This window comes from Paraburkholderia nemoris, assembly GCF_905221015.1.
Lineage (GTDB): Bacteria > Pseudomonadota > Gammaproteobacteria > Burkholderiales > Burkholderiaceae > Paraburkholderia > Paraburkholderia nemoris.
Map to the genome: position 1 here is coordinate 39,926 of NZ_CAJNBO010000021.1, position 26,159 is coordinate 66,084.

The window sequence follows — 26,159 nt, forward strand, 5'->3', positions numbered from 1 at the left end:
TATGTCGGTTGAAACCGTCGCCCCAAGCTAAGGGCACATTCGCCATATTCCGCGCTAGTCCCGCGCAAACCCAGCAAAATTTCAATGCGGCTGATAAACCCACTTCGCATTCATGATTTCGACCATCACACGCGCCCGTTGATCGAGTCCGAGGTGATCCGCGGCGCTCATGTTGACTACGCCGTTGGTGTCCGCAAGCCCACGTGTCGCTTCCAGCGCATCGCGCAACGCGGCGCGAAATTCCGGCGTGCCAGGGGCGGCCACCTTAAGCGCGATCGGCACCGCGTTGCTGAGCAGCATGCCGGCGTCCCATGTGTACGAGCCGAACGCCGACACGCTGCCCGGTCCGCGCAACGCCTCGAAGCGCGCGATGTAGTCGAGCGCGAGACGTTTGGCCGGATGGTCCGCCGGCAGTTGCGCGGCGACCAGCACCGGGCTCGCGGGCAGGAACGTGCCGTTGCAGTCCGCGCCGCACACCCGCAGGAAGTCGTTATTGCCCACGCCGTGATTGTGATAGATCAGCCCTTTGTAGCCGCGTTCCCTGAGGGTCTTCGGCGGCAGCGCGGCAGGCGTGCCGGCCGCGCCGACCACCACTGCATCCGGATGAGTCGCAAGAATCTTCAGAACCTGGCCGGTCACGCTCGGATCGGTGCGATTGAAGCGCTCGCTCGCCACCACGTTGATGTGATGCAGTTGCGCGAACTTCGCGACTTCGGTGTAGAAGGTTTCGCCGAGCGCGTCGGCCTGGCCGATGAACGCGATCGTTTTGACGCTGTGCGTACTGGCGTGCTCAGCAATCGCCGAGGCCATCATCGCGTCGGTCTGCGGAGTCTTGAATACCCAGTGGCGTTTTGCATCCACCGGCTCGATGATTTTCGCCGACGAGGCCAGCGAGATCATGGGAGTTTCACCATCGGCAACCACGTCGATCATCGCGAGCGAATTCGGCGTGATCGACGAGCCGATGATCGCGTCGACGTGATTCTCCGAGATCAGCTTCTTGGTGTCCTGCACGGCCTGCGTGGTGTCGGACGCGTCGTCGAGCACGATGTATTCGACGCTCTGGCCGCCGATCTGTTTGGGCAGCAGTGTGACTGTGTCGCGCGCGGGAATACCGAGCGAAGCGGCCGGCCCGGTCAGCGACAGCACGAGGCCGATCTTCACCTGCGCAATGGCGATGGCGGGCAGCGCGGCACACAGCGCAGCGGCAAGGCGGGCGAGCCCGCGGCGCGATGGTGTTGCACGCACGCTCGACGTGCGAGCGCCCTGGATTTCTCGTTCGGTGGTTTCAAATCGCGGCATGCTGTCTCCTCACCTCGGTTTTTCGTTTTGATGTAGCGCCGATGTGCTGCTTGGGTGTTACTTATGTATTGCTTATGTCCTGCCCACGTGCGGCTTCGCGATGGTTTTGCGTTGCTTTCGCGATCGACAGACAGCCGCTATCCCGGGGCCGCCGCCGCGCCAGTCAGTGTAGCGGCGCGTCGTGACGGCGGCATCGGGCGAAACCCTTTCGTAAGCAATGAAGCGCGCGCGGCGCGGTCCTGATGCCGCGATCCGCACCAAAACGGCGCATCAATCCAGCGGCGCGATGCCCTGATCGATCGAACCGAAAATCGACTTGCCCGCTTCGTCGAACATCTCGATCTTCACGGTATCGCCGAACTTCATGAACTCGGTTTGCGGCGCGCCGTGCTCGATGGTCTCGAGGCAGCGCTTCTCAGCGATACAGCAATAGCCGCGCTTCGCGTCCTTGTTCGACACCGTGCCCGAGCCGACAATCGCGCCGGCGCGCAGGTTGCGCGTTTTCGCCGCGTGCGAGATCAGTTGGCCGAAGTGGAACACCATGTCGGTGCCGGCATCGGGCTGGCCGACCTTCTTGTTGTTCCAGTGGACGATCATCGGCCGGTGCAGGCGCCCTTCGCGCCAGCTCTCGCCAAGCTCATCGGGCGTCACCGCGACCGGCGCGAACGACGTGGCCGGCTTGCTCTGGAAAAAACCGAAGCCCTTCGCGAGTTCAGCGGGGATCAGATTGCGCAGCGAGACGTCGTTGACGAGCGTCACCAGACGTATGCTCCTGAGCGCCTGGTCAGGGGTGGCGCCCATCGGCACGTCGGTGGTGATCACGGCGACTTCCGCTTCGAAGTCGATGCCGAATTCTTCAGAGGCGCACAGCACGTCGTCTTTCGGGCCGATGAAGTCGTCGCTGCCGCCCTGGTACATTAGCGGATCGGTCCAGAATTCCGGCGGCATTTCCGCGCCGCGCGCGCGGCGCACCAGCTCCACATGATTCACGTACGACGAGCCGTCGGCCCACTGGAACGCTCGCGGCAGCGGCGCCATGCATTCTTTGGCGTCGAACGGGAAGGTGTTGCGCGCACGGCCCTGGTTGAGCGCGTCGTAGAGGTCCTGCAATTGCGGCGCGTAGAAGGCCCAGTCGTCAAGCACGCGCTGCATGGTGGGCGCGATCGCGTCGGCGACGGCCGCGGTATGCAGGTCGCGGGACACGACGATCAGCTGACCGTCGCGCGTGCCGTCCTTCAGCGTGGCAAGTTTCATAGGGGAGAGAACCGTTAGTGACGATAGAAGGAATCTATTCTACGATGGTGAATCGGCGCGGCCCAAGCGCCCTTGCGTCTAACGCCTCTCTCACTGTCTTTTGAACGCGCTCGATGCGCCTCGCTCATGCCTCCAATTGCCCGCTCTGGCGCGATCCACACCGATACCGACTCCGCTTCCGCTGAACCGCAGGAACCGCTCGACGCGCCCGAATCCGACGACGAAAGCGTCGAGGCCGGCGAGGAAAAGCTGCGCTCCGGCATCCAGTCGATCGAAGTCGGTTTCAGATTGCTCGAGGTGCTCACCCACGAACCGCGCGCGATGATGCTGCGCGATCTGGCGCAGCGTGCCGGCATGAGCCCGGCGAAAGCGCACCGCTATCTGGTGAGCTTCCTGCGCCTCGGCGTGGTAGCGCAGGATCCGCTGTCGGGCCGCTACGAACTGGGCGGCTTCGCGCTGCAATTGGGGCTCGCGCGGCTTGCGCGCGTCGACGGCGTGAAGCTTGCGCGCATTGCGCTTGCCGAACTGCGCGACCGGCTCGATCTGACGGTGGGCATCGCGGTGTGGGGCAATCAGGGGCCGACGATGGTCCATTGGATGGAATCGAGTCATCCGGCCAAGGCGTCGCTCAAGCTCGGCGACGTAATGCCGCTGCTCAGTTCCGCCACCGGTCTGCTGTTTGCCGCCTATCTGCCGTCGAGCAAGACCGCCGCGATGCTGGAGCGCGAACTGGCCGATTCGCGGCGCTCGTCGCACATAGTTGGGCCGCGCACACGGGACGAGGTCGAGCGGGTGCTGGCGGAGGTGCGGCAGCACGAAGCAGCGCGTGTGGAGGGCATGTTGCTGCCGACCATCCACGCGTTCTGCATGCCGGTCTTCGATTCGACCGGCGATCTTGCGCTGGGCCTTGTCGCGCTCGGTCATGAGGGCGCATTCGATATCCGCTGGGGCGGCGAGATCGATACGGCGCTGCGCGAATGTGCGCAAAAGCTCTCGTATGAGCTCGGGTATAGTGCGACGCCACGCTGACGATTCGCCCATGTCCTCACCTTCCACCGCAGGCCGCTCTGATCGCACGCCGCCCGTCGGGCCGGGCGCCGGTTTGCGGCTGGGGCGATGGTTGGCGGTTCTGCTGGCGGTGGCCGTCCTGCACTGGATTGCGGCGCAATGGGTCGAGCGCAACCGCGCAACGCTGAATCCATCAGACAACGAGCATGTCCCCGTGCAGGTTGCGCTGCTGACACCCGAGCGTATCGAGCGCAAACCCGCTGCCGACGCGCAGCAAGCGGCAACCCCGGCTCCGGCGCACAAGGCCGTCGCGAGCAAACCGCGTGAACACGTGTTGACCGCGACGCAACCGGCAAAACAGGCACCCGCGGTCGCGGCCGCATCGGATGCCGCGGCGAGCGCATCGGCTGCCGCGAGTCACCCCGATGCCAACGCCAAGGCGGGCGCAACCGCCGCCGGCACAGCCAGCGCCCCCGCTGCTGCGAGCGCGCCTCAAGCTGCTGCTGGCGTGAAGTTCTCCGTTCCGCCGTCCGGCGAACTGCAGTACGACACGTTCTACAACGGCGTGCGCAACCAGCCAGGCACCATCCACTGGACCAGCAACGCACAGAGTTACGAAATGGTCGTCTCCGTGCCGTTGCCGTTCGTCGGCACGTTCGTATATTCGAGCCATGGCCGCATCGATGCATTCGGCCTCGCGCCGGATCAATACATCGAAAAGCGCGGCCGTCGTCCGGAAGACGTGGCGATCTTCAATCGCACCGACAGAAATATCGCCTTCACGCGCACGCCCACCACGCTGCCGCTGCCCGACGGCGCGCAAGACCGTTTCAGCGTGGTGATGCAACTCGCCAGCCTCGTGCGCGGCGACCCGGCCGCCTATAAGCCGGGCGTGACGCGGCAATTCTTTGTGGTCGACAACAACAGCGGCGAGAACTGGCCAGTCGAAACAATCGGCGACGAAACCATCCGCACCGCGCAGGGCTACCTCGAAACGCGTCACTTCAAACGCTTGCCTCGCCATGACGGCGATCTGCGCCGCATCGATGTATGGCTCGCGCCGTCGCTTGGCTGGCTGCCCGCGCGAATCATGCAGACCGAGCCGAATGGCACGCAATTCGAACTGGTGTGGCGCGGCAAGCTCAATGCGGACGGTACCGGCAGTCCGGCCAACAGCGTCGATGGCACGAGCGGTTCCAATGGCACCGGCAATACTTCGCCTGACAATTCGGCAAACCAATCACCCGCCAGCGCACAAGCGATGACACCCGAAACCACGCCCTCGGTCGATTCGACCGTGCCCGGCAACGCGCCCGAAAAACCCTGAACCCGAGCAGGGTCTCGAACAGATCGCTGAAACTTCCGCGACGCGACGCACTCGCACGATGAACTGCAACCGTTCACGCGGCCGCCACGTAGGTATAGTGAAGGCGGGAGAAGCGCGCAAACGGCTCGTTCCACTGCATCCCCCTTCAAGGAGCCCGCATGCAAGTGAAAATCAACGGTATCGAGATGCGCTATGTCCTGAGCAATGAGGGCGGCGGCCCGTGGCTGACGTTCATTCATCAGCTCGGCGGTGATCTGTCTGTCTGGGACCAACTCGCCGGCTATTTCCGCGATAACTACACCGTGCTGCGCTACGACCTGCGCGGCCATGGCAAGACCGCGGTATCGAGCGAACCGTTCAGCGTCGCCGATCTGTCCCGCGATCTCGCCGCGCTGCTCGATGCGCTCGGCGCACCCACAACGCATCTCGTCGGCATGTCGATGGGCGGCATGATCGCGCAGCAATTTGCGCTGGACTACCCGTCGCGCGTCGACACGCTGACCGCTGCCGACACCACGAGCGGCACGCCGCCCGAAGGCCGTGCGATATGGGATCAACGTGCGGCGGCGGCGCGCACGGACGGCATGGCGTCCCTAGTGCCCGCGACATTGAGCCGCTGGCTGACGCCCGATTTCCAGGCAGCACATCCCGAAGCAGTCGAGCAGATTCGCGACGTGCTGAGCCATACGTTGCCAGAAGGCTACGCAATGGCGTGCGAAGCCCTGCGCGATTTCGATCTACGCGGTAAGCTGGGAACAATTCGTTGCCCAACATTGGCCGTGGGAGGCCGCCATGACACGGGCACGCTACCTGCTGCTACGCAGGCAATAGCAGACGCCATCCAAGGCGCGCAGTTCGAACTACTCGATGCCGCTCATCTCGCGCCCATCGAGCAATCTCACCGTTTTGCAGCACTGCTTGAAACGTTTCTTGGAAAGCCGGTCTAACCGGTAGGTTCGGAACTGTACAAGCGTCAATCCGGACCCACCCCTTGAATTCCACACCACAAGCTCCACCTATGGCGCAGGAATGGCCTGGAGCCAACGGAAATAAGGAGTGTCGCCATGCAAATGATCTATAACAGCCCCAACTATTGTGTCGTCGAGTTTCCGCCGCAGGAAGGCCCGCTGGCCATGAAATCCGGCGGCTACGAGATCGTCGACAAGAACATGCAGCGCGAAATCTACATTGACGGTGCAATGGCAGCGCGTTTCCGCGAGCATGTGCAAAAACTGATCGAAGAGGAACCGTCGCTGGACGAGGTAGACGAATTCCTCGGGCAATTCGACAGCCTGATGCATCAACCGGTGATTCTTCACTAACTGAAGGGTTTAACGTAACGGTTTGGCGACAACCATCGACCGCGCCGACCGGCTTAGCCGGCGGCCTTTACAAGTCGGTCAGTTGAAGTAACGCGGCCCAGCAGGCATTCACCTGACTGGGCCGTTTTGTTTCCACTGGAGATTCCCCGTTTCTTTCCTCTGTCGTTTCCTCTGTTTGTTTCCGCTGCGGCCACAGGCCCGGCCACCGTTGCCGCGACACGCGCATCCGCCTGCTGAGCGCGCGCCGGGCGGGACCGCCCCACAGCGGCTACAATGACAGGTTTCCCGAAAAAGCCGGCGCAAGCCCTCGTCCGCCATGAACCAGCCTGCTCAATCCGCCACGCCAGTCCGTCCCGACGCCGCCTACACGCGCGGCACGGCGCTGCCCGCGCTGCTCAAGTCGCGCATCCTGATTCTGGACGGCGCAATGGGCACGATGATCCAGCGCTACAAGCTCGACGAAGCCCGCTATCGTGGCGAGCGCTTCAAGGACTACGGGCGCGACATCAAGGGCAACAACGAGTTGCTGTCGATTACGCAGCCGCAGATCATCGGCGAGATTCACGAGCAGTACCTCGCGGCGGGCGCGGATATCATCGAAACCAACACGTTCGGTGCGACCACGGTTGCGCAAGCCGACTACGGAATGGAAGACCTCGCCATCGAGATGAATCTCGAATCGGCGAAGCTGGCGCGCGCCGCCTGCGACAAATACTCGACGCCCGACAAGCCGCGCTTTGTCGCCGGAGCGATCGGACCGACGCCGAAGACAGCAAGCATTTCCCCTGACGTGAACGATCCGGGCGCACGCAACGTGACGTTCGACGAACTGCGCGCGGCGTACTACGAGCAGGCGAAGGCCTTGCTCGACGGCGGCTGCGATCTGTTCCTCGTCGAAACGATCTTTGACACACTCAACGCCAAGGCCGCGCTGTTCGCGCTGGACGAGCTGTTCGAAGACACCGGCGAGCGTCTGCCGATCATGATTTCGGGCACCGTCACGGATGCATCGGGCCGGATTCTCTCGGGACAAACCGTCGAGGCCTTCTGGAACTCGCTGCGTCACGCCAAGCCGCTCACCTTTGGTTTGAACTGCGCACTGGGCGCGGCGCTGATGCGCCCATACATCGCCGAACTGGCGAAACTGTGCGACACCTATGTGTCGTGCTATCCGAACGCCGGTTTGCCGAATCCGATGAGCGATACGGGCTTCGACGAATTGCCGGCCGATACGTCGGGATTGCTGAAGGAGTTCGCGCAGGCCGGCCTCGTGAATATCGCCGGCGGCTGCTGCGGCACGACGCCGGAGCATATTGCGGCAATTGCCAAGGCGCTGGCTGAAGTGAAGCCGCGCCAATGGCCGACGCAATACCGCGACGCAGCCTGAGTCCGGCGGCTCGATCCTGATCCGCCGCGCTATCGAACCCGACGCAAGTAATCGCACGCAACCGAACCGCACCTACGCCATGACCGATCACACCATGCGCCTTTCCGGCCTCGAGCCGTTCAACGTCACGACCGGGACGCTCTTCATCAACGTCGGTGAACGCACCAACGTGACCGGTTCGAAGGCGTTCGCGCGAATGATCCTGAACGACCAGTTCGACGACGCAATCGCAGTCGCCCGGCAGCAGGTCGAGAACGGCGCGCAGATCATCGACGTCAACATGGACGAGGCGATGCTCGATTCGAAAGCGGCGATGGTCCGCTTCATGAATCTGATCGCGTCGGAACCGGACATTGCACGCGTGCCGATCATGATCGACTCGTCGAAGTGGGACGTGATCGAAGCAGGTCTGAAGTGCGTGCAAGGCAAGGCAATCGTCAACTCGATCTCGCTGAAGGAAGGCGAAGAAGCGTTCCGCCATCACGCGAACCTGATTCGCCGTTACGGCGCGGCGGCTGTTGTGATGGCCTTCGACGAGCAAGGCCAGGCCGATACGTTCGAACGCAAGACGCAGATCTGCAAGCGCTCCTACGATTTCCTCGTGAACGAAGTGGGCTTCCCGCCCGAAGACATCATCTTCGATCCGAACATCTTCGCGATTGCGACCGGCATCGAAGAGCACAACAACTACGCTGTCGACTTCATCAACGCCACGCGCTGGATCAAGGAAAACCTGCCCTACGCGAAGATCAGCGGCGGTGTGTCGAACGTGTCGTTCTCGTTCCGCGGCAACGATCCGGTGCGCGAGGCGATCCACACCGTGTTCCTTTATCACGCGATTCAGGCGGGGATGGACATGGGCATCGTCAACGCGGGTCAACTCGGCGTGTACGCCGACCTCGATCCGGAGTTGCGCGAGCGGGTTGAAGACGTCGTGCTGAACCGCCGCGAAGACGGCACTGATCGTCTGCTGGAAATCGCCGACAAGTTCAAGACCGGCGCCGCGAAGAAGGAAGAGAACCTCGAGTGGCGCAACCAGCCCGTCGAGAAGCGTCTGTCGCATGCACTCGTGCATGGCATCACCAACTTCATCGTTGAGGATACCGAGGAAGTGCGCGCGAAAATCGCCGCAGCTGGCGGCCGTCCGATCAACGTGATCGAAGGCCCGCTGATGGACGGTATGAACATCGTCGGCGACCTGTTTGGTCAGGGCAAGATGTTCCTGCCGCAGGTCGTGAAGTCGGCGCGCGTGATGAAGCAGGCGGTCGCGCATCTGATCCCGTACATCGAAGAAGAAAAGAAGCTGATGGCCGAAGCCGGCGCCGACGTGCGCGCGAAGGGCAAGATCGTCATCGCTACGGTGAAGGGCGACGTGCACGACATCGGCAAGAACATCGTCTCGGTGGTGCTTCAGTGCAATAACTTCGAAGTGGTCAACATGGGCGTGATGGTGTCGTGCAACGACATTCTCGCCAAAGCGAAGGTCGAAGGCGCGGACATCATCGGCTTGTCCGGTTTGATTACGCCGAGCCTCGAAGAGATGGCCTATGTCGCTTCGGAAATGCAACGTGACGACTACTTCCGCATCAAGAAGATTCCGCTGTTGATCGGCGGCGCAACGACCTCCCGCGTGCACACCGCGGTCAAGATCGCACCGCATTACGAGGGCCCGGTGGTGTACGTACCGGACGCGTCGCGCTCGGTCTCCGTGGCCTCGAGCCTGCTGTCCGATGAAGGCGCGGCGAAGTACGTCGAGGACCTCAAAACCGACTACGACCGTATCCGCGATCAGCACGCCAACAAGAAAGCGCTGCCCATGGTCACGCTCGCCGAAGCCCGCGCGAACAAGACCAAGGTCGATTGGGCCGGCTACCAGCCGGTCAAGCCGAAATTCATCGGCCGCCGCGTGTTCAAGAACTTCGATCTGAACGAGCTGGCGAACTACATCGACTGGGGTCCGTTCTTCCAGACCTGGGACTTGGCCGGCCCGTATCCGGCGATCCTGAACGACGAGATCGTCGGCGAATCAGCGCGTCGCGTGTTCTCGGACGGCAAGTCGATGCTCGCGCGCCTGATCCAGGGCCGCTGGCTGCAGGCCAACGGCGTGATCTGCCTGCTCCCGGCCAACACGGTGAACGACGACGACATCGAGATCTACACGGACGAATCGCGCTCGGAAGTCGCGCTCACGTGGCGCAACCTGCGCCAGCAAAGCGTGCGGCCGGTGGTGGACGGCGTGATGCGGCCGAACCGGTCGCTCGCCGACTTCATCGCGCCGAAGGATTCAGGCGTGGCCGATTACATCGGCATGTTCGCGGTCACGGCGGGACTGGGTGTGGACGTGAAAGAAAAGCAGTTCGAAAAGGATCACGACGACTACAGCGCGATCATGCTCAAGGCGCTCGCCGACCGCTTCGCCGAGGCGTTTGCCGAAGGACTGCACGCCCGCGTGCGGCGCGACCTGTGGGGCTACGCGAACGCCGAAACCCTCTCCAACGAAGACCTGATCGCTGAAAAGTACCACGGCATCCGCCCGGCGCCGGGCTATCCGGCCTGCCCGGACCACCTCGTGAAGCGCGACATGTTCGACGTGCTGCAAGCCACTGAAATCGGCATGAGCGTGACCGAATCGCTGGCCATGCTGCCGGCGGCCAGCGTCTCCGGCTTCTATCTGGCGCACCCGGACAGCACCTATTTTTCGGTCGGCAAGATCGGCCAGGACCAGCTGGAAGACTACGCAAAACGCATGTCGTTGTCGAAAACAGACGCTGAGCGGGCGCTCGCGCCTTTGCTGTAAGCCTTGCAGGGCGGGCAACCTACTATATCGGGCACGCTAGGCTGAATATTTGCGGCAGTGTAATTTTCGGCTTTGTAGACTGAAACGGCATCAACCCGCCAGACGCGGCCAAAACGCGTCGGCTTATCAAATTGCAATCGTCAACGGAGAAAATCGTATGAAGAAGCTGACGCTGTTATTGACTGCTGTTTCGCTCGCCGCAGGCGCCTCGGTGGCGCTTGCCCAGCCCGCCGCTCCGGCCGGTTCCAGCGCGGTCAGTTCGTATTCGCCGCCCACCGTGAAGCACGTCAAGAAGCCCAAGAAGCAAAAAATGAAGAAGGGTGCGTCGGCACCGATGGCCGCCCCGGCGGACGCCGCCAGCCAGTAAGCAGGTTCGGCAGACAGGCCGTCAGAACCCGCAAAAAACAAAGAGCCCGCGAATGCGGGCTCTTTTCATTGACACGTCACGACCAGCGCCGCGAGCGCGGCGAACACCACCGCCGGCGGACCGCCGCGGGATCAGAGACCCCAGACGATATCCGCGTTTTCCTTCTGCGCGGCGCGCAGCATGTCGAGGAACGGATACGCACGCTGGGCGAGTCCCGGCGGGATCTCATGATGCTCGTGGCCGTCTTCGCCTTCGTGAAAATGGCCGTCGTGCTCGGCACGTTCCTGTTTGTCGACGCTGATCGCCGATTCGAGTTTCGTGATCGCGACGCTCAGTTCGTCGTGGGTGATGACACCTCGCTCACCCAGGCGCTTGCCGACAATGCCGACCAGGTACTGAGCGAGATTTTCCAGCATCATCACGTCGGGCGCGGCGCGACATTTGAAAGTAATCAGCATGACTGTTCCCTTTTTCGTTATGTTGGATTGACGCGCGAACGGCTTGTAAGCCGGCCGTCGGCGCGCGTTACGTTGACACACCGATCAGGCACGGCGGCCACGGCCCTTGGTGGGCATCTCATTGAACATATTAGCACCTGCTAAAATCCGTCTGGACGGAAAAGCGCGCCGCAATGCGCCGCGCGCGGCGCTAAACGCGATGCACGCCACGTGCCTGATGACGCCCGAAGTGCCCGGCGCATCCCGGCCGGTGCAGCGCCGCTTTCCACGCTTCTGACGAATCGGCTGCGCCTCGCGCGCGGCCGCCGCTTCTTCCGCATCACCGGATTGCCTCACTGGACTCGCAACAAGCATGCTGCCTGCACATAAACATACCCTCGAAACACTGCTCGCCGACACGGTGAAGCAGGTTGCTGACGCAACCCAGGGCGCGAGCGAAGCCGCCTTCGTGTCGCCCACGATCACGTTGGAGCGTCCCAAGGTCGCCGCGCACGGCGACGTCGCCTGCAATGTGGCGATGCAACTCGCCAAGCCGCTGCGCGCCAACCCGCGCCAGCTGGCGCAACAGATCGTCGACGCGCTGCTCGCGCAGCCGCGAGCCAAAGGGCTCGTGGAAGCCGCCGAAGTGGCCGGCCCCGGCTTCATCAACCTGCGCCTCGCGGCCGCCGCCAAACAGGCCGTGATCGCCGCCGTGTTCGCGGAAAAGGACGCCTTCGGCCGTTCGCAGCGCGAAGCCGGCAAGCATGTGCTGATCGAATTCGTCTCGGCCAACCCGACCGGCCCGCTGCACGTCGGCCACGGCCGCCAGGCCGCGCTCGGCGACGCGCTCTCGAACGTGCTGGCCTCGCAAGGCTGGGACGTGCACCGCGAGTTCTATTACAACGACGCCGGCGTGCAGATCCAGACGCTCGCCCTGTCGACCCAGGCACGCGCCCGCGGCCTCGCCCCCGGCGACGAAGGCTGGCCCGCCTCGGCGTACAACGGCGAGTACATCGCCGACATCGCCAAAGACTATCTGAACGGCGTCACGGTTGCCGCGAGCGACGGCGAACCTGTCACGGGCGCGGCGGACGTCGAAGACCTCGAAGCGATTCGCCGCTTTGCCGTGGCCTACCTGCGCCGCGAGCAGGACATGGACTTGCAGGCCTTCGGCGTGAAGTTCGACGAGTACTACCTGGAGTCGTCGCTGTACAAGGAAGGCCGGGTCGAGAAGACCGTCGCCGCGCTGATCGCCGCCGGCAAAACCTACGAACAGGAAGGCGCGCTGTGGCTGCGCACCACCGACGACGGCGACGACAAAGACCGCGTGATGCGCAAGACCGACGGTACCTACACGTACTTCGTGCCGGACGTCGCCTACCACGTCGCCAAGTGGGAACGCGGCTTCACCAAGGTCATCAATATTCAGGGCTCGGACCACCACGGCACGATCGCGCGGGTGCGCGCCGGCCTGCAAGGTCTCGGCATCGGCATTCCGAAGGGCTATCCCGACTACATCCTGCACAAGATGGTCACGGTGATGCGCAACGGCGAAGAGGTGAAGATCTCGAAACGCGCCGGCAGCTATGTCACGGTGCGCGACCTGATCGAATGGTCGGGCGGCGCGACACCGGGCTCGGAAGCCGCCGTCGACCTGATCGACGAAGAGACGATTCGCCGCGGCCGCGACGCCGTGCGCTTCTTCCTGATCTCGCGCAAGGCCGATACGGAATTCGTGTTCGACATCGACCTGGCGTTGAAACAGAACGACGAAAATCCGGTGCATTACGTGCAGTATGCGCATGCGCGGATCTGCTCGGTCATCGCGGAATGCAAGGCACGCTACAACACGGACGAGAGCACGCTGGCACAGGTGGACGTGTCGCCGCTCACCAGCGAACGCGCCATGGCCCTGCTGAACAAGCTCGCCGAGTTCCCGGACATGCTGGAGCACGCCGCCGGCGAACTCGCGCCGCACGCGGTCGCGTTCTATCTGCGCGACCTCGCCGGGGAATTCCACTCGTTCTACAATGACAGAGCCGAACGCGTGCTGGTCGACGACGCTGCCGAGCGCAATGCACGCGTCGCGCTGCTTGCGGCCACACGTCAGGTGCTGGCCAACGGTCTCGCGACGATCGGCGTCTCCGCTCCCGTCAAGATGTAAGTCCTCCGGCGCAACATGCATGCGGCCGTCGTTATAATCGACGGCCGTTCCAGGATTCTTTTTGCAGGTGATTCATACGATGGCAAAACCACGCCGCACAACAAAGCAATCGCAATCGAAACAAACCGGGGGGACTTTTCTCGGCATCGTGCTGGGCCTGATCGTCGGTCTCGCGATCGCGGTAGTGGTGGCGCTGTATATCACCCGTGCGCCTACGCCGTTCGTCTCGAAGGTCGCGCCGCCCGCGGCGCCCGATACGGGCGCGAGCCAGGCGCAGCAATACGACCCGAACCGTCCGCTGCAAGGCAAGACGCCGGGCCAGCCGGTGCCGCAAGCCGCGCAACCGGCGCCGCCGAACACCGCGCCGGGCCAGACCAATGCGCAGACGCAGTCGGGCATGCTGGAAGAGCCGCAGATCGTTGAAGTGCCGCCGTCGAATGGCAATGCGAACGGCACGGCAGTCGCACCGAAACCCGCGCAGGATAACGGCAACGGCACGGCCACCGGTGCGGTGAAAAAGCCGCAAGGCGCAAGCGCACCGGCCGCCACCGCGGCAGGCTCCGCGCCGAAGAGTACGGCGCCCACCACGGCTGCCAACGCCAAGCCGGGTTCAGGCGCGGCGCCGACAGCGGGCGACGCGAACACCGGTTACTTCCTGCAAGTGGGCGCCTACAAGACCTCGGCCGACGCCGAGCAGCAGCGCGCGCGGCTTGCCTTCCAGGGCTTCGAATCGAAGGTTACGCAGCGCGATGCAGGCGGCGTGACGTACTACCGCGTGCGGATCGGCCCGTTCTCGAAGTTCGAGGACATGAATTCGAGCCGTCAGCGTCTGTCCGACGCGGGCGTGGATACAGCCGTGATCCGCTTTACGAAGCAATAAGCCAACAATAAACAAACCGTGATTTGCCGGAACGCGCCGCCGCCGAACTATCGGCGTGCGGCGCGAGTCACAAGCTCAACCGACAAGCACAACGGACGACTAGAGCGTCTAACGCCGACATTAAAAACGGTGACGGGCATTTGCGTGGCGCCACCGCTTTACCGCCTACTTGGGTTATCACAACATGAAAAAACTGCTGAGCATTCTGTTCCTCTCGCTGGGCCTGGTTGCCGCCACGGCGCATGCATCGCCGGCCGCACCGGTTTCCGGCAAGGACTACACCGTGCTGTCCACGCCGCAACCTACGGACGTGCCGGCCGGCAAGATCGAAGTCACCGAATTCTTCTGGTACGGCTGCCCGCACTGCAATGAATTCAACCCGTACCTCGAAGCATGGGTGAAGAAGCAAGGTCCGGACGTGGTGTTCAAGCGCGTGCCGGTTGCCTTCCGCGACGACTTCATTCCGCACTCGAAGATGTACCACGCGCTTGACGCACTCGGCCTCGCCACGCAACTCACGCCGAAGGTCTTCAATGAAATCCACGTCAACAAGAACTACCTGCTGACGCCGGAAGACCAGACCAAGTTCCTCGCGAAGAACGGCGTCGATCCGAAGAAGTACATGGACGCGTATAACTCGTTCTCGACGCAAAGCGCGCTGCAAAAAGACAAGAAGTTGATGGAAGACTACAAGATCGACGGCGTGCCGACGCTGGCCGTGCAAGGCAAGTATGAAACCGGCCCGGCTGCGACCAACAGCCTGCCGGGCACGGTTCAGGTGCTCGACTATCTGGTGCAGCAGGTCCGCGCCAAGAAGATGTGATGTCGAAGGCGCCGGAATGAGCTCCCCCCTGAAGGTCTTCATTACCGGCGCCTCAAGTGGCATCGGCCTCGCGCTCGCCGCCGAATATGCGCGGCGCGGTGCGATTCTTGGCCTGGTCGCCCGCCGCGGCGACGCTCTCGCCGCCTTCCAGCAGTCCCATCCACAGAATTCCATCTCCACCTATTCCGTCGACGTCCGTGACGCCGAAGCGCTCGCCGAAGCGGCCGCGCAGTTCATCGCGCAGCACGGATTGCCGGACGTCGTGATCGCCAATGCCGGCATCAGCCGCGGTGCGCTCACCGGGCACGGCGATCTGCGCACGTTCCGTGAAGTGATGGATATCAACTATTTCGGCATGGTCGCCACCTTTGAGCCGTTCGCCGCCGCGATGGTCGCGGCGAAGAAAGGCACGCTGGTCGGGATCGCCAGCGTGGCCAGCGTACGCGGCTTGCCGGGGTCGGGCGCGTACAGCGCGTCGAAGTCGGCGGCGCTCAAGTATCTGGAAGCGTTGCGCGTCGAGATGCGGCCGCTTGGCGTTGGCGTCGTCACGATCGCCCCCGGCTATATCCGCACGCCGATGACCGAGCACAACCCGTACACCATGCCGTTCCTGATGGATGCCGACCGTTTCGCGGTGAAAGTTGCCGGGGCGGTCGAGCGTCAAACCGCGTTTGCCGTGTTTCCATGGCAGATGCGCATCGTGGCGATGCTGCTGCACGTGCTGCCGCGCTGGCTCTACGACCGCGCCTTCGAACGCGCGCCGCGCAAACCGCGCGCCGCCACCGAGTAAATCATGCAGCCGCGTGCGGTCGATGCAGCCGGCGTCGCGCACGAAATTGGGGGCGCCGGTGCGCGCATCGTCTCACTGGTGCCAAGCATCACCGAGTTGCTGTTCGCTCTGGGGCTCGACAGGCAGATTGTCGGACGCACTGGTTTTTGCGTGCATCCCCACGACAAGGTGCGGCAGATACGCAAGGTCGGCGGCACCAAGGCGGTGAATATCGACGCGATTCGTGCTTTGCGCCCCACCCATCTGATCGTCAATATCGACGAAAACGAGCGCGACACAGTCGAGCAATTGCGTGCGTTCGTGCCGCATATCGTCGTGACCCATCCGCAGACGCCGCAAGACAATCTCTCGCTGTACGCGTTGCTGGGCGCGATCTTCGACCGCGAGCAGGAAGCGCAGCGTCTGAGCGAGGCGCTCGAAATACGTCTGCATGAGGCGGCCGCGCAGGTGTTTCCCAAGCAAAACGTGTTGTATCTGATCTGGCGCGAGCCATGGATGACGGTGGCGCGCGACACCTATATCGCCGCGATGCTCAGGCTCGTGAACTGGCAGACGCTGCCCGACGTGGAAGGCGGCGCGGCCGGTGCCGCGCGCTATCCCGTGCTCGACTTCGACCTCGCGCCGTGGCTTGCCGGCGTCGATCGCATACTGCTCTCCAGCGAGCCCTATCGCTTCACACAAGCGCATTGCGACACGCTGAAGCGTGATCCGCGTCTGGCCGGCAAGCGCATTGAGTTGATCGATGGGGAGTTGGTGTCGTGGTACGGCGTGCGCGCGATCGAAGGCATCGGTTACCTGATGCAGCGCGCGGCGGCATCATGAGCGGCGTCATGAGCAGCAACACCCTCAGCCCATATGGATATGCTGATTAAATTGTTGTCGCCACAACCACCCTTCGATAAGCTTTCGCGAAGGCGAGGACGTACATGTAGCGCAGCAGCCAAAGCATGCGCCAGCGCCGGAAACGTATCACAATAAAGACGACGGCCAGACCGGTCGCCACCCGTCAACGGAACATAACCACACAACCAGACGCACTGCCTGACTGCGCTTGTTATGGGAGATCCTATGCGCTTCAAACTGCTCGCAGCCGCCGTACTGTTCACGGCGCCCGCGCTCGTGCTCGCCAAACCGCTGACCGTCTGTACCGAGTCGAGCCCCGACGGCTTCGATGTCGTGCAGTTCAATTCGCTCGTGACGACCAACGCGTCGGCCGACGTGATCTTCAATTCGCTGGTCTCGTACGACGAAGCCGCGAAGAAAGTCGTGCCCGCGCTGGCCGACAAATGGGACGTGAGCGCCGACGGCCTCACCTACACGTTCCATCTGCGCCCGAACGTGCAGTTCCAGACCACTGACTACTTCAAGCCCAGCCGCGCGCTGAATGCCGACGACGTCGTCTTTACGTTCGACCGCATGCTCAACGACAGCAATCCGTGGCACAAGGTGGCGGGCGCGAGCGGCTTCCCGCACGCGCAATCGATGGGCTTGCCGAAGCTCATCAAGTCGATTAGCAAGGTCGACGACAACACCGTCAAGTTCGAGCTGAACGCACCGGACGCCACCTTCGTGTCGATCCTGACAATGGGTTTCGCCTCGATCTATTCCGCTGAATACGCCGACCAGTTGCTCAAGGCCGGCAAACAGGTCGACCTGAATGCGAAGCCGATCGGCACCGGTCCGTTCGAATTGAAGAGCTACACCAAAGACGCGGTGATCCGCTACGACGTGAATCCGACGTACTGGGGCACGAAACCGAAGATCGACCGCCTGATCTACGCGATCACGCCGGATGCCACGGTGCGCGCGCAAAAGGTGAAGGCCGGCGAATGCCAGATTGCGCTGTCGCCGAAGCCGCAGGATCTCGCCGAAGCGAAGGAGGACAAGTCGCTCGCCATCGTGCAGACGCCGGCCTTCATGACCGCCTTCGTCGCGCTGAACACGCAGAAGAAGCCGCTCGACAACCAGAAGGTGCGCGCGGCCCTGAACATGGCGTTCGACCGCACCACCTACCTGAAAGCGATCTTCGACAACACCGCGACGCCGGCCGTCAATCCGTATCCGCCGAACACGTGGAGCTACGACAAGGCCGTCAAGGCGTGGCCGTACGATCCGGTGAAGGCAAAGAAGCTGCTCGCGGACGCGGGCTATCCGAACGGCTTCGAAACGACGATCTGGGTGCGTCCGAACGGCAGCGTGCTGAACCCGAATCCGAAGGCCGGCGCCGAACTGCTGCAAGCCGACTTCGCCAAGATCGGCGTGAAGGCGGATGTGAAGGTGATCGAATGGGGCGAGCTGATCAAGCAGGCCAAACAAGGCCAGCATGACACGCTGTTCATGGGCTGGGCCGGCGATAACGGCGATCCGGACAACTATCTGTCACCGCTCTTCAGTTGCAATGCGGTGAAGTCGGGGATCAATTTCGCGCGCTTCTGCGATCAGGATCTGGACAAGCTGATTGCCGACGGCAAGACCACGCCCGATCAGGCCAAGCGCGCGAAGGCGTATGAGCAGGCGCAGCAGATCATCCACGATCAGGCGCTGTGGATTCCGCTGGGTTACCCGACCGCAGCGGCGATCACGCGTACGAACGTGAGCGGCTATCACGTGAGTCCATTTGGACGGCAGAACTTTGGGACGGTGGCGGTGCAATAAGCCTCTGCCTCGCCGCATAAAAAAAGCCCGGTTGCGAAAAGCAACCGGGCTTTTTTATCGACGTATCAACCTGTCGACGCAATCACGCCGAGAACCGGATCACCCCATCCGCATCGTGCGTGCGCTTCAACTCGCCGGCCAGCCACAGCAAATGCAAGTGCGCTAACGCCTCGCCCATCGCGAATGTCATCTGATGGATGTCGAGTTGGCGCTTGAACATCAGCGGCACGATATCCGCCGCGCTCTGCGGCTTCTCCGCACAGGCCTCGCGCACTTCAGCCAGACGCGCGTCATGATGCTCACGCAATTGCTTGATCCGCGTACGCACACCGCGAAACGGCTTGCCATGCGACGGCAGCACGAGCGTGTCTTCCGGCATCGTCTCGTAGCGGCCGAGCGATTCCAGATACAGCGCAAGCGGCGTGCCTTCCGGCTCCATGTCGAACACCGAGACGTTGGTCGAAATGCGTGGCAGCACCATGTCGCCGGAGATCAACGTGCCCGTCTCTTCGCAATGCAACGCGCAGTGTTCCGGCGAATGGCCGAAGCCCGTTACCACGCGCCACGTCTTGCCGCCGATCTTCACGCCATCGGCTTCGCGCAGGCGGCGGTACTGCCCAGGAATCGCCGGCACGAGACTCGCGTAGTAGCTCGTGCGATTGCGCAGCTTCTCGAGCGACGCCTCGTCGTTCAGGCCGTGACGTGCGAAGTGGCGCGCTGCGCCCTCGCCGCCCGCATTCGAACCGTCGCCGGCCGCCATTACGCGGGCCTGCATGTATTCACCGAGCGTCATCCACAGGCGCACGTCCCACCGTTTCTTGTCGCCGCCGCTGCAAATCCAGTGCGCAAGGCCAATGTGATCCGGGTGGCAATGCGTGACGATCACGCGCAGCACCGGCAGTCCGTCGAGCACCGAGTCGAACACTTTCTCCCAGTTCTCCTTGATCGTGTCCGACGTAATGCCGCAGTCGACTACCGTCCAGCCTTGCTGGCCGTCGATCTCATCGCGTAGCAGCCATAGATTGATGTGGTCGAGTGCGAACGGCAGCGGCATGCGCAGCCAGAACACGCCGGGCGCGACTTCCAGTGTCTGACCCGCTTCGGGCAAGGTGTCCTTGAACGGGTAGTCGAGTTGATGTTCGAGTGCATTCATTGTGCTTGTCTTCCTCCGTCGGCCATCCGGCATGGCGAGGTATGCGATGCCGGACGGCGTGGTTGCGGCCCGGCCGGGACATGCCGGTGCCGTATTGCGCCGTAGTTGCGTTTCGATCAAGTTGACGATAACGTAAACGTCGATTCTATCGTTCAATCCGATTTTCTGCCCGGCTACGGGATGCCCCGATGAACACGCAATACACGATCACCGAGCTCGCGCGGGAATTCGACGTCACGCCGCGGGCGATCCGCTTCTACGAAGACCAGGGTTTACTCTCGCCCAGCCGTGAGGGATCGAGCGGCTTGCGGCGCGTCTATTCGGGCCGCGATCGAACTCGTCTGAAGCTCACGCTGCGCGGCAAGCGGCTTGGCTTCACGTTGTCGGAGATCCGCGATCTGCTCGACGTCTACGAGTCGCCGACCGACACCGTGCCGCAATTGCAGGCCTTCCTTGCCACGGTGGCGCGCCATCGCGACGTGCTCGAACGTCAACTGGAAGATCTGAACGCAACGCTCGAAGACCTCGCGCAGTACGAAACTCAGGCGCGCGCGTTGCTGGAAGGCGGTTCACGCGAGACCAGGTCCGCCTGAGCGGAGAACGGCGCGACGCGCCGCGGGTGCACCCGGACGATACAATCACGGGTGTCTTCACGACATGGGATGAATGCACGGCCGACATGAATCACTTTCCCAAACTGCTGTCGTCACAGATCGGCTTTGACGTCGCCCAGACGATGCTCGAAGGATTCGATCGGCACTACCGCATCTTCCGTGACGCCGCAATCCATGCCAAAACGCTCTTCGAAGCCGCCGACTGGCATGGCCTGCAAACGCTGGCGCGCGAGCGCATCACCTCGTATGACGATCGCGTCGAGGAATGCGTCGAACTGCTCGAAGACGAATACGACGCCGAGAATATCGACGACGAAGTGTGGCAGCAGATCAAGCTCCACTACATCGGCCTCCTGACCACGCACCGCCAGCCCGAATGCGCGGAGACGTTCTTCAATTCGGTGTGCTGCAAGATCCTGCACCGTTCGTATTTCAACAACGACTTCATTTTCGTGCGCCCGGCGATCTCGACCGAATACATCGAGAACGACGAACCGGCGGCGAAGCCGACCTATCGCGCGTATTACCCCGGCAAGGACGGTCTTGCCGCGACGCTCGAGCGCATCGTCACGAACTTCCAACTGGAGCCGCCGTTCGAAGACCTGACGCGCGACGTCGAATGCGTCATGCAGGCGATCCACGACGCGTTCGGCGTGTTCGACGAAGCGCCCAACTTCCAGATTCACGTGCTTTCGTCGCTGTTTTATCGGAACAAGTCGGCGTATATCGTTGGACGGATCATCAACGGCGATCTGTTGCTGCCATTCGCGGTGCCGCTGCGCCATGTGAAACCGGGCGTACTCACACTCGATACGGTGCTGCTTAAACGCGACCAGTTGCTGATCATTTTTAGCTTCTCGCATTCGTACTTCCTGGTGGACATGGAAGTGCCCTCCGCGTACGTCGAATTTCTCGGCACGATCATGCAGGGCAAACCGAAGGCGGAAATCTATACCTCGGTGGGTTTGCAGAAGCAGGGCAAGAATCTGTTCTATCGCGATCTGCTGCACCATCTGAAGCATTCCAGCGATCCGTTCATCATCGCGCCCGGCATCAAGGGGCTCGTGATGCTGGTGTTCACGCTGCCGTCGTTTCCGTACGTATTCAAGCTGATCAAAGACCACTTTCCGCCGCCGAAGGAAACCACGCGCGAGCAGATCAAGCGAAAGTATCAGCTCGTCAAGCGTCATGACCGTTTGGGCCGCATGGCCGACACTCTTGAATATTCGAGCGTCGCACTGCCCATTTCGCGGCTCGACGAAGGGCTGCTGCGCGAACTCGAAAAGGAAGTGCCGTCCTTGATCGAATACGATGGCGACAACCTGGTGATTCGTCACATGTATATCGAACGCCGCATGGTGCCGCTCAATCTGTTCCTGCAAAACGGCAGCGATGACGACGTCGAGCACGGCATCAAGGAATACGGCAACGCGATCAAGGAATTGATGCAGGCAAACATCTTCCCTGGCGACATGCTGTACAAGAACTTCGGCGTGACGCGTCACGGCCGCGTCGTGTTCTACGACTACGATGAAATCGAATACCTGACGGAATGCAACGTGCGCGCGGTGCCGGCGCCACGTTACGAGGAAGACGAAATGTCGGGCGAGCCATGGTACTCGGTCGGCCCACACGACATTTTCCCGGAGACATACGGCACGTTTCTGCTCGGCGATCCACGCGTGCGCCGGTCCTTCATGCAGCATCACGCGGACTTCTTCGATCCAGCGCTGTGGCAACGGCACAAGGATCATCTATTGAAAGGCGAACTGCCCGACGTTTTCCCGTACGACAGCAGCGTGCGCTTCTGCATCCGCTATCCGGAACGATTCGCCGATACGGCGTCCGGACCAGCGGAGAACCAGGCAGATGAACGCACCGTGCGCGTGGCGTAAGCACTATGCGCCGCCCGCATCGTTGAATGCATCGTCCGAACCTTATGCAACGACATCGACCGGTCAATCGGTCGAGCAACCGCCAAGACTCAACATGAACACGAACGCTTCTCCCGCTGCCAATCCGCTTGCCCATCTGTTCGACAATAACGACGCGTGGGTGGCCCGCAAGCTGTCCGAAGACCCGGAGTACTTCTCGCGTCTCGCGCACCAGCAGACACCCGAATATCTGTGGATCGGCTGCTCCGATTCGCGCGTGCCGGCCAACCAGATCATCGGCCTGCCGCCAGGCGAAGTGTTCGTGCACAGAAATATCGCCAACGTGGTGGTGCATACGGATCTGAACTGCCTGTCGGTGATCCAGTTCGCCGTCGATCTGCTGAAGGTCAAGCACATCATGGTGGTGGGTCACTATGGCTGCTCGGGCGTCGGCGCGGCGCTGCACGGCCGGCGTGTGGGTCTCGCGGATAACTGGCTGCATCACGTGCAGGACGTGCGCACCAAGCACGCTGCGCTGATCGAAGAATGGCCGCTCGGCGAGGCGCGTCATCGGCGGCTCGTCGAACTGAATGCGATCGAACAGGTCATGAACGTATGCCGGACCACCATCATCAATGACGCGTGGGCGCGTGGCCAGGAACTCACGGTGCACAGCTGGGTGTATGGCGTGCATGACGGCAAGGTGCGCGACCTCGGCATGACAATCAACGACCCCGCGGCGCTCGATGCAACCTATAAGCGCTGCATCGCGGCCGTATCGGCCGGCGGTGTGTACCAGGAAGACAACGATGCGGCGGCCGCCGAAGCGGCCCAGCTCGGCGACGTGCCGGCCATCGTCGAAGGTGTGATCAAACAACTTAAGCACGAATGAAACCCACATGAGTGAGACAAACATGAGCGAGACAAAGTCTGATCCGATCGTAATCGTAGGTGTGGCCCGTACGCCGATGGCGGCATTTCAGGGCGATTTCGCAACGCTAACCGCACCGCAGTTGGGCTCGGTTGCAATCGAAGCCGCCGTGCAACGCGCCGGGTTGAAGCCTGAGCAGATCGATGAGGTGGTGATGGGTTGCGTGCTGCCCGCCGGCCTCGGCCAGGCGCCCGCACGCCAGGCCGCGCTCGGCGCCGGCTTGCCGTTGAGCACCGGCAGCACGACCGTCAACAAGATGTGCGGCTCCGGCATGCGCGCGGCGATGTTCGCGCACGACATGCTGGCCGCGGGCTCGGTCGATGTGATCGTCGCGGGCGGCATGGAGAGCATGACGAACGCGCCGTATCTGTTGCCCAAAGCGCGTAACGGCATGCGCATGGGCCATGGCCAGGTGATCGACCACATGTTCTACGACGGTCTCGAAGACGCCTACGAAAAAGGTCGCCTGATGGGCACCTTCGCCGAGGAATGCGCGGCCTCGTTCGACTTCACACGCGAAGCGCAGGACGCGTTCGCTGTCGAGTCCCTGAATCGTGCGAAGCGCGCGAATGAAGACGGTTCGTTCACATGGGAAATCGCGCCGGTGAAAGTGGAAAGCCGCAAGGGCGACGTGACCATCGATCACGACGAGCAGCCGTTCAAGGCGAACCTCGACAAGATTCCGACGCTCAAGCCCGCGTTCAGCAAAACCGGCACGGTGACGGCAGCGAATTCGTCGTCGATTTCCGATGGCGCCGCAGCGCTCGTGATGATGCGTGAATCGACCGCGAAGCGTCTCGGCGTCGAGCCCCTTGCTCGCGTGGTCGGCCACTCCACCTTCGCTCAGGAACCCGCGAAGTTCACCACCGCGCCGGTCGGTGCGATTCGCAAGCTGTTCGAGAAGAACGGCTGGCGCGCCGACGAAGTGGATCTGTACGAGGTCAACGAGGCGTTCGCGGTGGTCACCATGGCCGCGATGAAGGAACATCACCTGCCGCACGACAAGGTCAACGTGAACGGCGGCGCTTGCGCGCTCGGCCATCCGATCGGCGCATCGGGCGCGCGGATTCTCGTCACGCTGATCGGCGCGTTGAAAAATCGCGGTCTGAAGCGCGGTGTCGCGACGCTGTGCATCGGCGGCGGCGAAGCAACCGCGATGGGCATTGAACTGGTTTGACGCGCTGTTACCAGGTGTTTGCAAGCTTGAGGTGATTCGATGAAGACAGTGTTGATCGTCGGTGCATCGCGCGGCATCGGCCAGGAGTTTGTGCGGCAGTACATCAAGAGCGGCTGGCGCGTGCTCGCCACCGCTCGCGACGGCGCCGCGCTCGACGCGCTGAAGGCGCTCGGCGCGGAGACCTTTTCACTCGACGTCACCGCACCCGAAGAAATCGCCGCACTCGGCTGGAAGCTCGACGGCGAACGGCTCGACGCGGCAGTGCTGGTGTCCGGCGTGTACGGCCCACGCACCGAGGACATCGAGACGATTACATCGGAAGACTTCGACCAGGTCATGCATACCAACGTGCGCGGTCCGATGCAGTTGATGCCGATCCTGCTGCCGCTCGTCGAAGAGGCGGGCGGTGTGTTCGCGGTGATCTCGAGCAAGATGGGCAGCATCGGCGACGCAAGCGGCACGACCGGCTGGCTGTATCGGGCGAGCAAAGCTGCGCTGAACGACGCATTGAAGATCGCCTCACTGGACGCCACGCGCGCAACCTGTATTTCGCTGCATCCCGGCTGGGTGCGCACCGATATGGGTGGCGCGCAAGCGGCGATCGATCCGGTGCGCAGCGTCACCGGCATGCGTGAAGTGCTTGCGCAGGCCGCGGCCGCACATGACGCATTCAACGGCCGCTTCTACCAATACGACGGCACGGCGCTCGAATGGTGAAGATGCAGGCGAAGAGCCAAGTGGGGAGACTAATGAGGAGACCGAGCCATGGTGCTTGATCAGGATCATCTGATGGTCCGCGACGCGGTGCGCACGTTCGTCCGCGAAGCCGTTACGCCGTATGCGGCGCAATGGGACCGCGAACGCACTTTTCCGAAGGACGTGCATCGCCAGCTTGCCGAGCTCGGCGCGTACGGCGTGCTGGTGCCCGAAGCATACGGCGGCGCCGGCATGGACGCGCTGGCGCTCGCGCTGATCCTCGAAGAAATCGCTGCGGGCGACGGCGGCACCTCGACCGCGATCTCGGTCAACAACTGCCCCGTGTGCAGCATTCTGCTGACCTATGGCAACGACGCGCAGAAACGCGACTGGCTCACGCCGCTCGCGCGTGGCGAGATGCTCGGCGCGTTTTGCCTGACCGAACCGCAAGCGGGCTCGGACGCCTCCGCGCTACGCACCACGGCGACACGCGATGGCGACAGCTACGTGTTGAACGGCGTCAAACAGTTCATCACGAGCGGCAAGAACGGCAACGTTGCGATCGTGATGGCAGTGACCGACAAGGCGGCGGGCAAGCGCGGCATCAGCGCGTTTATCGTGCCCACCGATACGAAGGGGTACGTCGTCGCGCGCGTCGAAGAAAAGCTCGGTCAGCACTCGTCGGACACCGCGCAGATTATTTTCGAAGATTGCCGCGTGCCGGCCGCGAACCTGATCGGCGCGGAAGGCGAAGGGTATCGGATTGCGCTATCGGGGCTCGAAGGCGGGCGCATCGGTATCGCGGCGCAAAGCGTCGGCATGGCGCGCGCCGCGTTCGAAGCGGCGTTGGGCTATGCGAAGGAGCGCGAGAGCTTCGGCCAGCCGTTGTTCTCGCATCAGGCCGTGCAATTCCGCCTCGCCGATATGGCGACCCAACTCGAAGCCGCGCGCCAGTTGATCTGGCACGCGGCTTCGCTGAAAGACGCCGGGCAACCTTGTCTGACCGAAGCCGCGATGGCCAAGCTGTTTGCATCCGAAGCCGCCGAGCGCATCTGCTCGGCCGCCTTGCAGATTCATGGCGGCTACGGCTATCTGAGCGACTTCCCCGTCGAACGCATCTACCGCGATGTACGCGTGTGCCAGATCTACGAAGGCACCAGCGACATCCAGAAAATTTTGATCGCACGCGGTCTTGCCTGAA

Annotated in this window: 23 protein-coding genes; 19 read left to right on the top strand and 4 right to left on the bottom strand. The window is 62.6% G+C overall.

The window, feature by feature from the left end; translation table 11 throughout:
• Positions 1-81 precede the first annotated feature (81 nt).
• Together KHO33_RS28445 and KHO33_RS28450 are read right to left on the bottom strand one after the other, a co-directional pair.
• Complete coding sequence (locus KHO33_RS28445) at positions 82-1,302, bottom strand: ABC transporter substrate-binding protein (protein WP_200564087.1); 1,221 nt, start codon at positions 1,300-1,302, stop codon at positions 82-84.
• Positions 1,303-1,572: 270 nt separating this feature from the next.
• Positions 1,573-2,556: a fumarylacetoacetate hydrolase family protein gene (locus KHO33_RS28450; RefSeq protein WP_054035667.1), complete on the bottom strand. Its 984-nt coding sequence runs from the start codon at positions 2,554-2,556 to the stop codon at positions 1,573-1,575.
• Between the two features lie 126 nt (positions 2,557-2,682).
• On the opposite strand from KHO33_RS28450, the gene KHO33_RS28455 reads away from it, so the two are divergent.
• The 7 genes from KHO33_RS28455 to KHO33_RS28485 all read left to right on the top strand — a co-directional run bounded on the left by KHO33_RS28455 (position 2,683) and on the right by KHO33_RS28485 (position 10,764).
• Positions 2,683-3,585, top strand: a complete 903-nt coding sequence (locus tag KHO33_RS28455; RefSeq protein WP_200564089.1) for an IclR family transcriptional regulator — start codon at positions 2,683-2,685, stop codon at positions 3,583-3,585.
• Between the two features lie 10 nt (positions 3,586-3,595).
• Positions 3,596-4,891: a DUF3108 domain-containing protein gene (locus KHO33_RS28460; RefSeq protein ID WP_200564091.1), complete on the top strand. Its 1,296-nt coding sequence runs from the start codon at positions 3,596-3,598 to the stop codon at positions 4,889-4,891.
• A gap of 158 nt (positions 4,892-5,049) precedes the next feature.
• Positions 5,050-5,838: an alpha/beta fold hydrolase gene (locus KHO33_RS28465; protein WP_054035665.1), complete on the top strand. Its 789-nt coding sequence runs from the start codon at positions 5,050-5,052 to the stop codon at positions 5,836-5,838.
• Between the two features lie 117 nt (positions 5,839-5,955).
• Complete coding sequence (locus tag KHO33_RS28470) at positions 5,956-6,213, top strand: BTH_I0359 family protein (RefSeq protein WP_007179533.1); 258 nt, start codon at positions 5,956-5,958, stop codon at positions 6,211-6,213.
• Positions 6,214-6,529: 316 nt separating this feature from the next.
• On the top strand, positions 6,530-7,600 hold the full coding sequence (locus KHO33_RS28475; protein WP_175051911.1) for a homocysteine S-methyltransferase family protein: 1,071 nt from the start codon (positions 6,530-6,532) through the stop codon (positions 7,598-7,600).
• 31 nt (positions 7,601-7,631) lie between these two features.
• Positions 7,632-10,397: a methionine synthase gene (gene metH, locus KHO33_RS28480; RefSeq protein ID WP_268962846.1), complete on the top strand. Its 2,766-nt coding sequence runs from the start codon at positions 7,632-7,634 to the stop codon at positions 10,395-10,397.
• 157 nt (positions 10,398-10,554) lie between these two features.
• Complete coding sequence (locus tag KHO33_RS28485; protein WP_054035664.1) at positions 10,555-10,764, top strand: hypothetical protein; 210 nt, start codon at positions 10,555-10,557, stop codon at positions 10,762-10,764.
• Between the two features lie 131 nt (positions 10,765-10,895).
• Here the strand turns inward: KHO33_RS28485 and KHO33_RS28490 are convergent, their stop codons facing one another.
• Positions 10,896-11,222 (bottom strand): DUF1840 domain-containing protein, encoded by a 327-nt coding sequence (locus KHO33_RS28490; RefSeq protein ID WP_054035663.1) that lies wholly within the window; start codon positions 11,220-11,222, stop codon positions 10,896-10,898.
• Between the two features lie 352 nt (positions 11,223-11,574).
• Between KHO33_RS28490 and argS the strand changes: the two genes are divergently transcribed.
• From argS to KHO33_RS28520, 6 genes are all read left to right on the top strand, one after another.
• Positions 11,575-13,365, top strand: a complete 1,791-nt coding sequence (gene argS, locus KHO33_RS28495) for an arginine--tRNA ligase (protein ID WP_200564095.1) — start codon at positions 11,575-11,577, stop codon at positions 13,363-13,365.
• 61 nt (positions 13,366-13,426) lie between these two features.
• Positions 13,427-14,245 carry an SPOR domain-containing protein gene (locus KHO33_RS28500; RefSeq protein ID WP_200564096.1) on the top strand — a complete coding sequence of 273 codons (819 nt, stop codon included), beginning with the start codon at positions 13,427-13,429 and terminating at the stop codon, positions 14,243-14,245.
• A 184-nt stretch (positions 14,246-14,429) separates the two neighbouring features.
• A complete protein-coding gene (locus KHO33_RS28505) occupies positions 14,430-15,068 on the top strand; it encodes a thiol:disulfide interchange protein DsbA/DsbL (protein ID WP_200564098.1) in 639 nt (212 codons plus the stop codon).
• A gap of 16 nt (positions 15,069-15,084) precedes the next feature.
• Complete coding sequence (locus KHO33_RS28510; RefSeq protein ID WP_200564100.1) at positions 15,085-15,858, top strand: SDR family oxidoreductase; 774 nt, start codon at positions 15,085-15,087, stop codon at positions 15,856-15,858.
• A gap of 3 nt (positions 15,859-15,861) precedes the next feature.
• Entirely contained in the window at positions 15,862-16,680 is an 819-nt protein-coding gene (locus KHO33_RS28515) for a cobalamin-binding protein (protein WP_200564102.1), read from the top strand.
• A gap of 246 nt (positions 16,681-16,926) precedes the next feature.
• Positions 16,927-18,513: an ABC transporter substrate-binding protein gene (locus KHO33_RS28520; RefSeq protein WP_054035657.1), complete on the top strand. Its 1,587-nt coding sequence runs from the start codon at positions 16,927-16,929 to the stop codon at positions 18,511-18,513.
• Positions 18,514-18,595: 82 nt separating this feature from the next.
• Here KHO33_RS28520 and KHO33_RS28525 read toward each other — a convergent pair whose 3' ends face one another.
• Positions 18,596-19,666, bottom strand: coding sequence for an MBL fold metallo-hydrolase (locus KHO33_RS28525; RefSeq protein WP_054035845.1), 1,071 nt, complete (start codon positions 19,664-19,666; stop codon positions 18,596-18,598).
• Positions 19,667-19,854: 188 nt separating this feature from the next.
• Between KHO33_RS28525 and KHO33_RS43120 the strand changes: the two genes are divergently transcribed.
• The 6 genes from KHO33_RS43120 to KHO33_RS28555 all read left to right on the top strand — a co-directional run bounded on the left by KHO33_RS43120 (position 19,855) and on the right by KHO33_RS28555 (position 26,158).
• Entirely contained in the window at positions 19,855-20,259 is a 405-nt protein-coding gene (locus KHO33_RS43120) for a MerR family transcriptional regulator (protein ID WP_054035656.1), read from the top strand.
• Positions 20,260-20,345: 86 nt separating this feature from the next.
• Positions 20,346-22,175, top strand: a complete 1,830-nt coding sequence (gene aceK, locus KHO33_RS28535; protein WP_054035655.1) for a bifunctional isocitrate dehydrogenase kinase/phosphatase — start codon at positions 20,346-20,348, stop codon at positions 22,173-22,175.
• 94 nt (positions 22,176-22,269) lie between these two features.
• Positions 22,270-23,046 carry a carbonate dehydratase gene (gene can / locus KHO33_RS28540; protein ID WP_200564248.1) on the top strand — a complete coding sequence of 259 codons (777 nt, stop codon included), beginning with the start codon at positions 22,270-22,272 and terminating at the stop codon, positions 23,044-23,046.
• Positions 23,047-23,053: 7 nt separating this feature from the next.
• Positions 23,054-24,262, top strand: a complete 1,209-nt coding sequence (locus KHO33_RS28545) for an acetyl-CoA C-acetyltransferase (RefSeq protein ID WP_200564104.1) — start codon at positions 23,054-23,056, stop codon at positions 24,260-24,262.
• A 39-nt stretch (positions 24,263-24,301) separates the two neighbouring features.
• On the top strand, positions 24,302-24,979 hold the full coding sequence (locus tag KHO33_RS28550) for an SDR family oxidoreductase (protein ID WP_200564106.1): 678 nt from the start codon (positions 24,302-24,304) through the stop codon (positions 24,977-24,979).
• A gap of 48 nt (positions 24,980-25,027) precedes the next feature.
• A complete protein-coding gene (locus tag KHO33_RS28555) occupies positions 25,028-26,158 on the top strand; it encodes an acyl-CoA dehydrogenase family protein (RefSeq protein WP_200564108.1) in 1,131 nt (376 codons plus the stop codon).
• The last annotated feature ends 1 nt before the right edge of the window (position 26,159 follow it).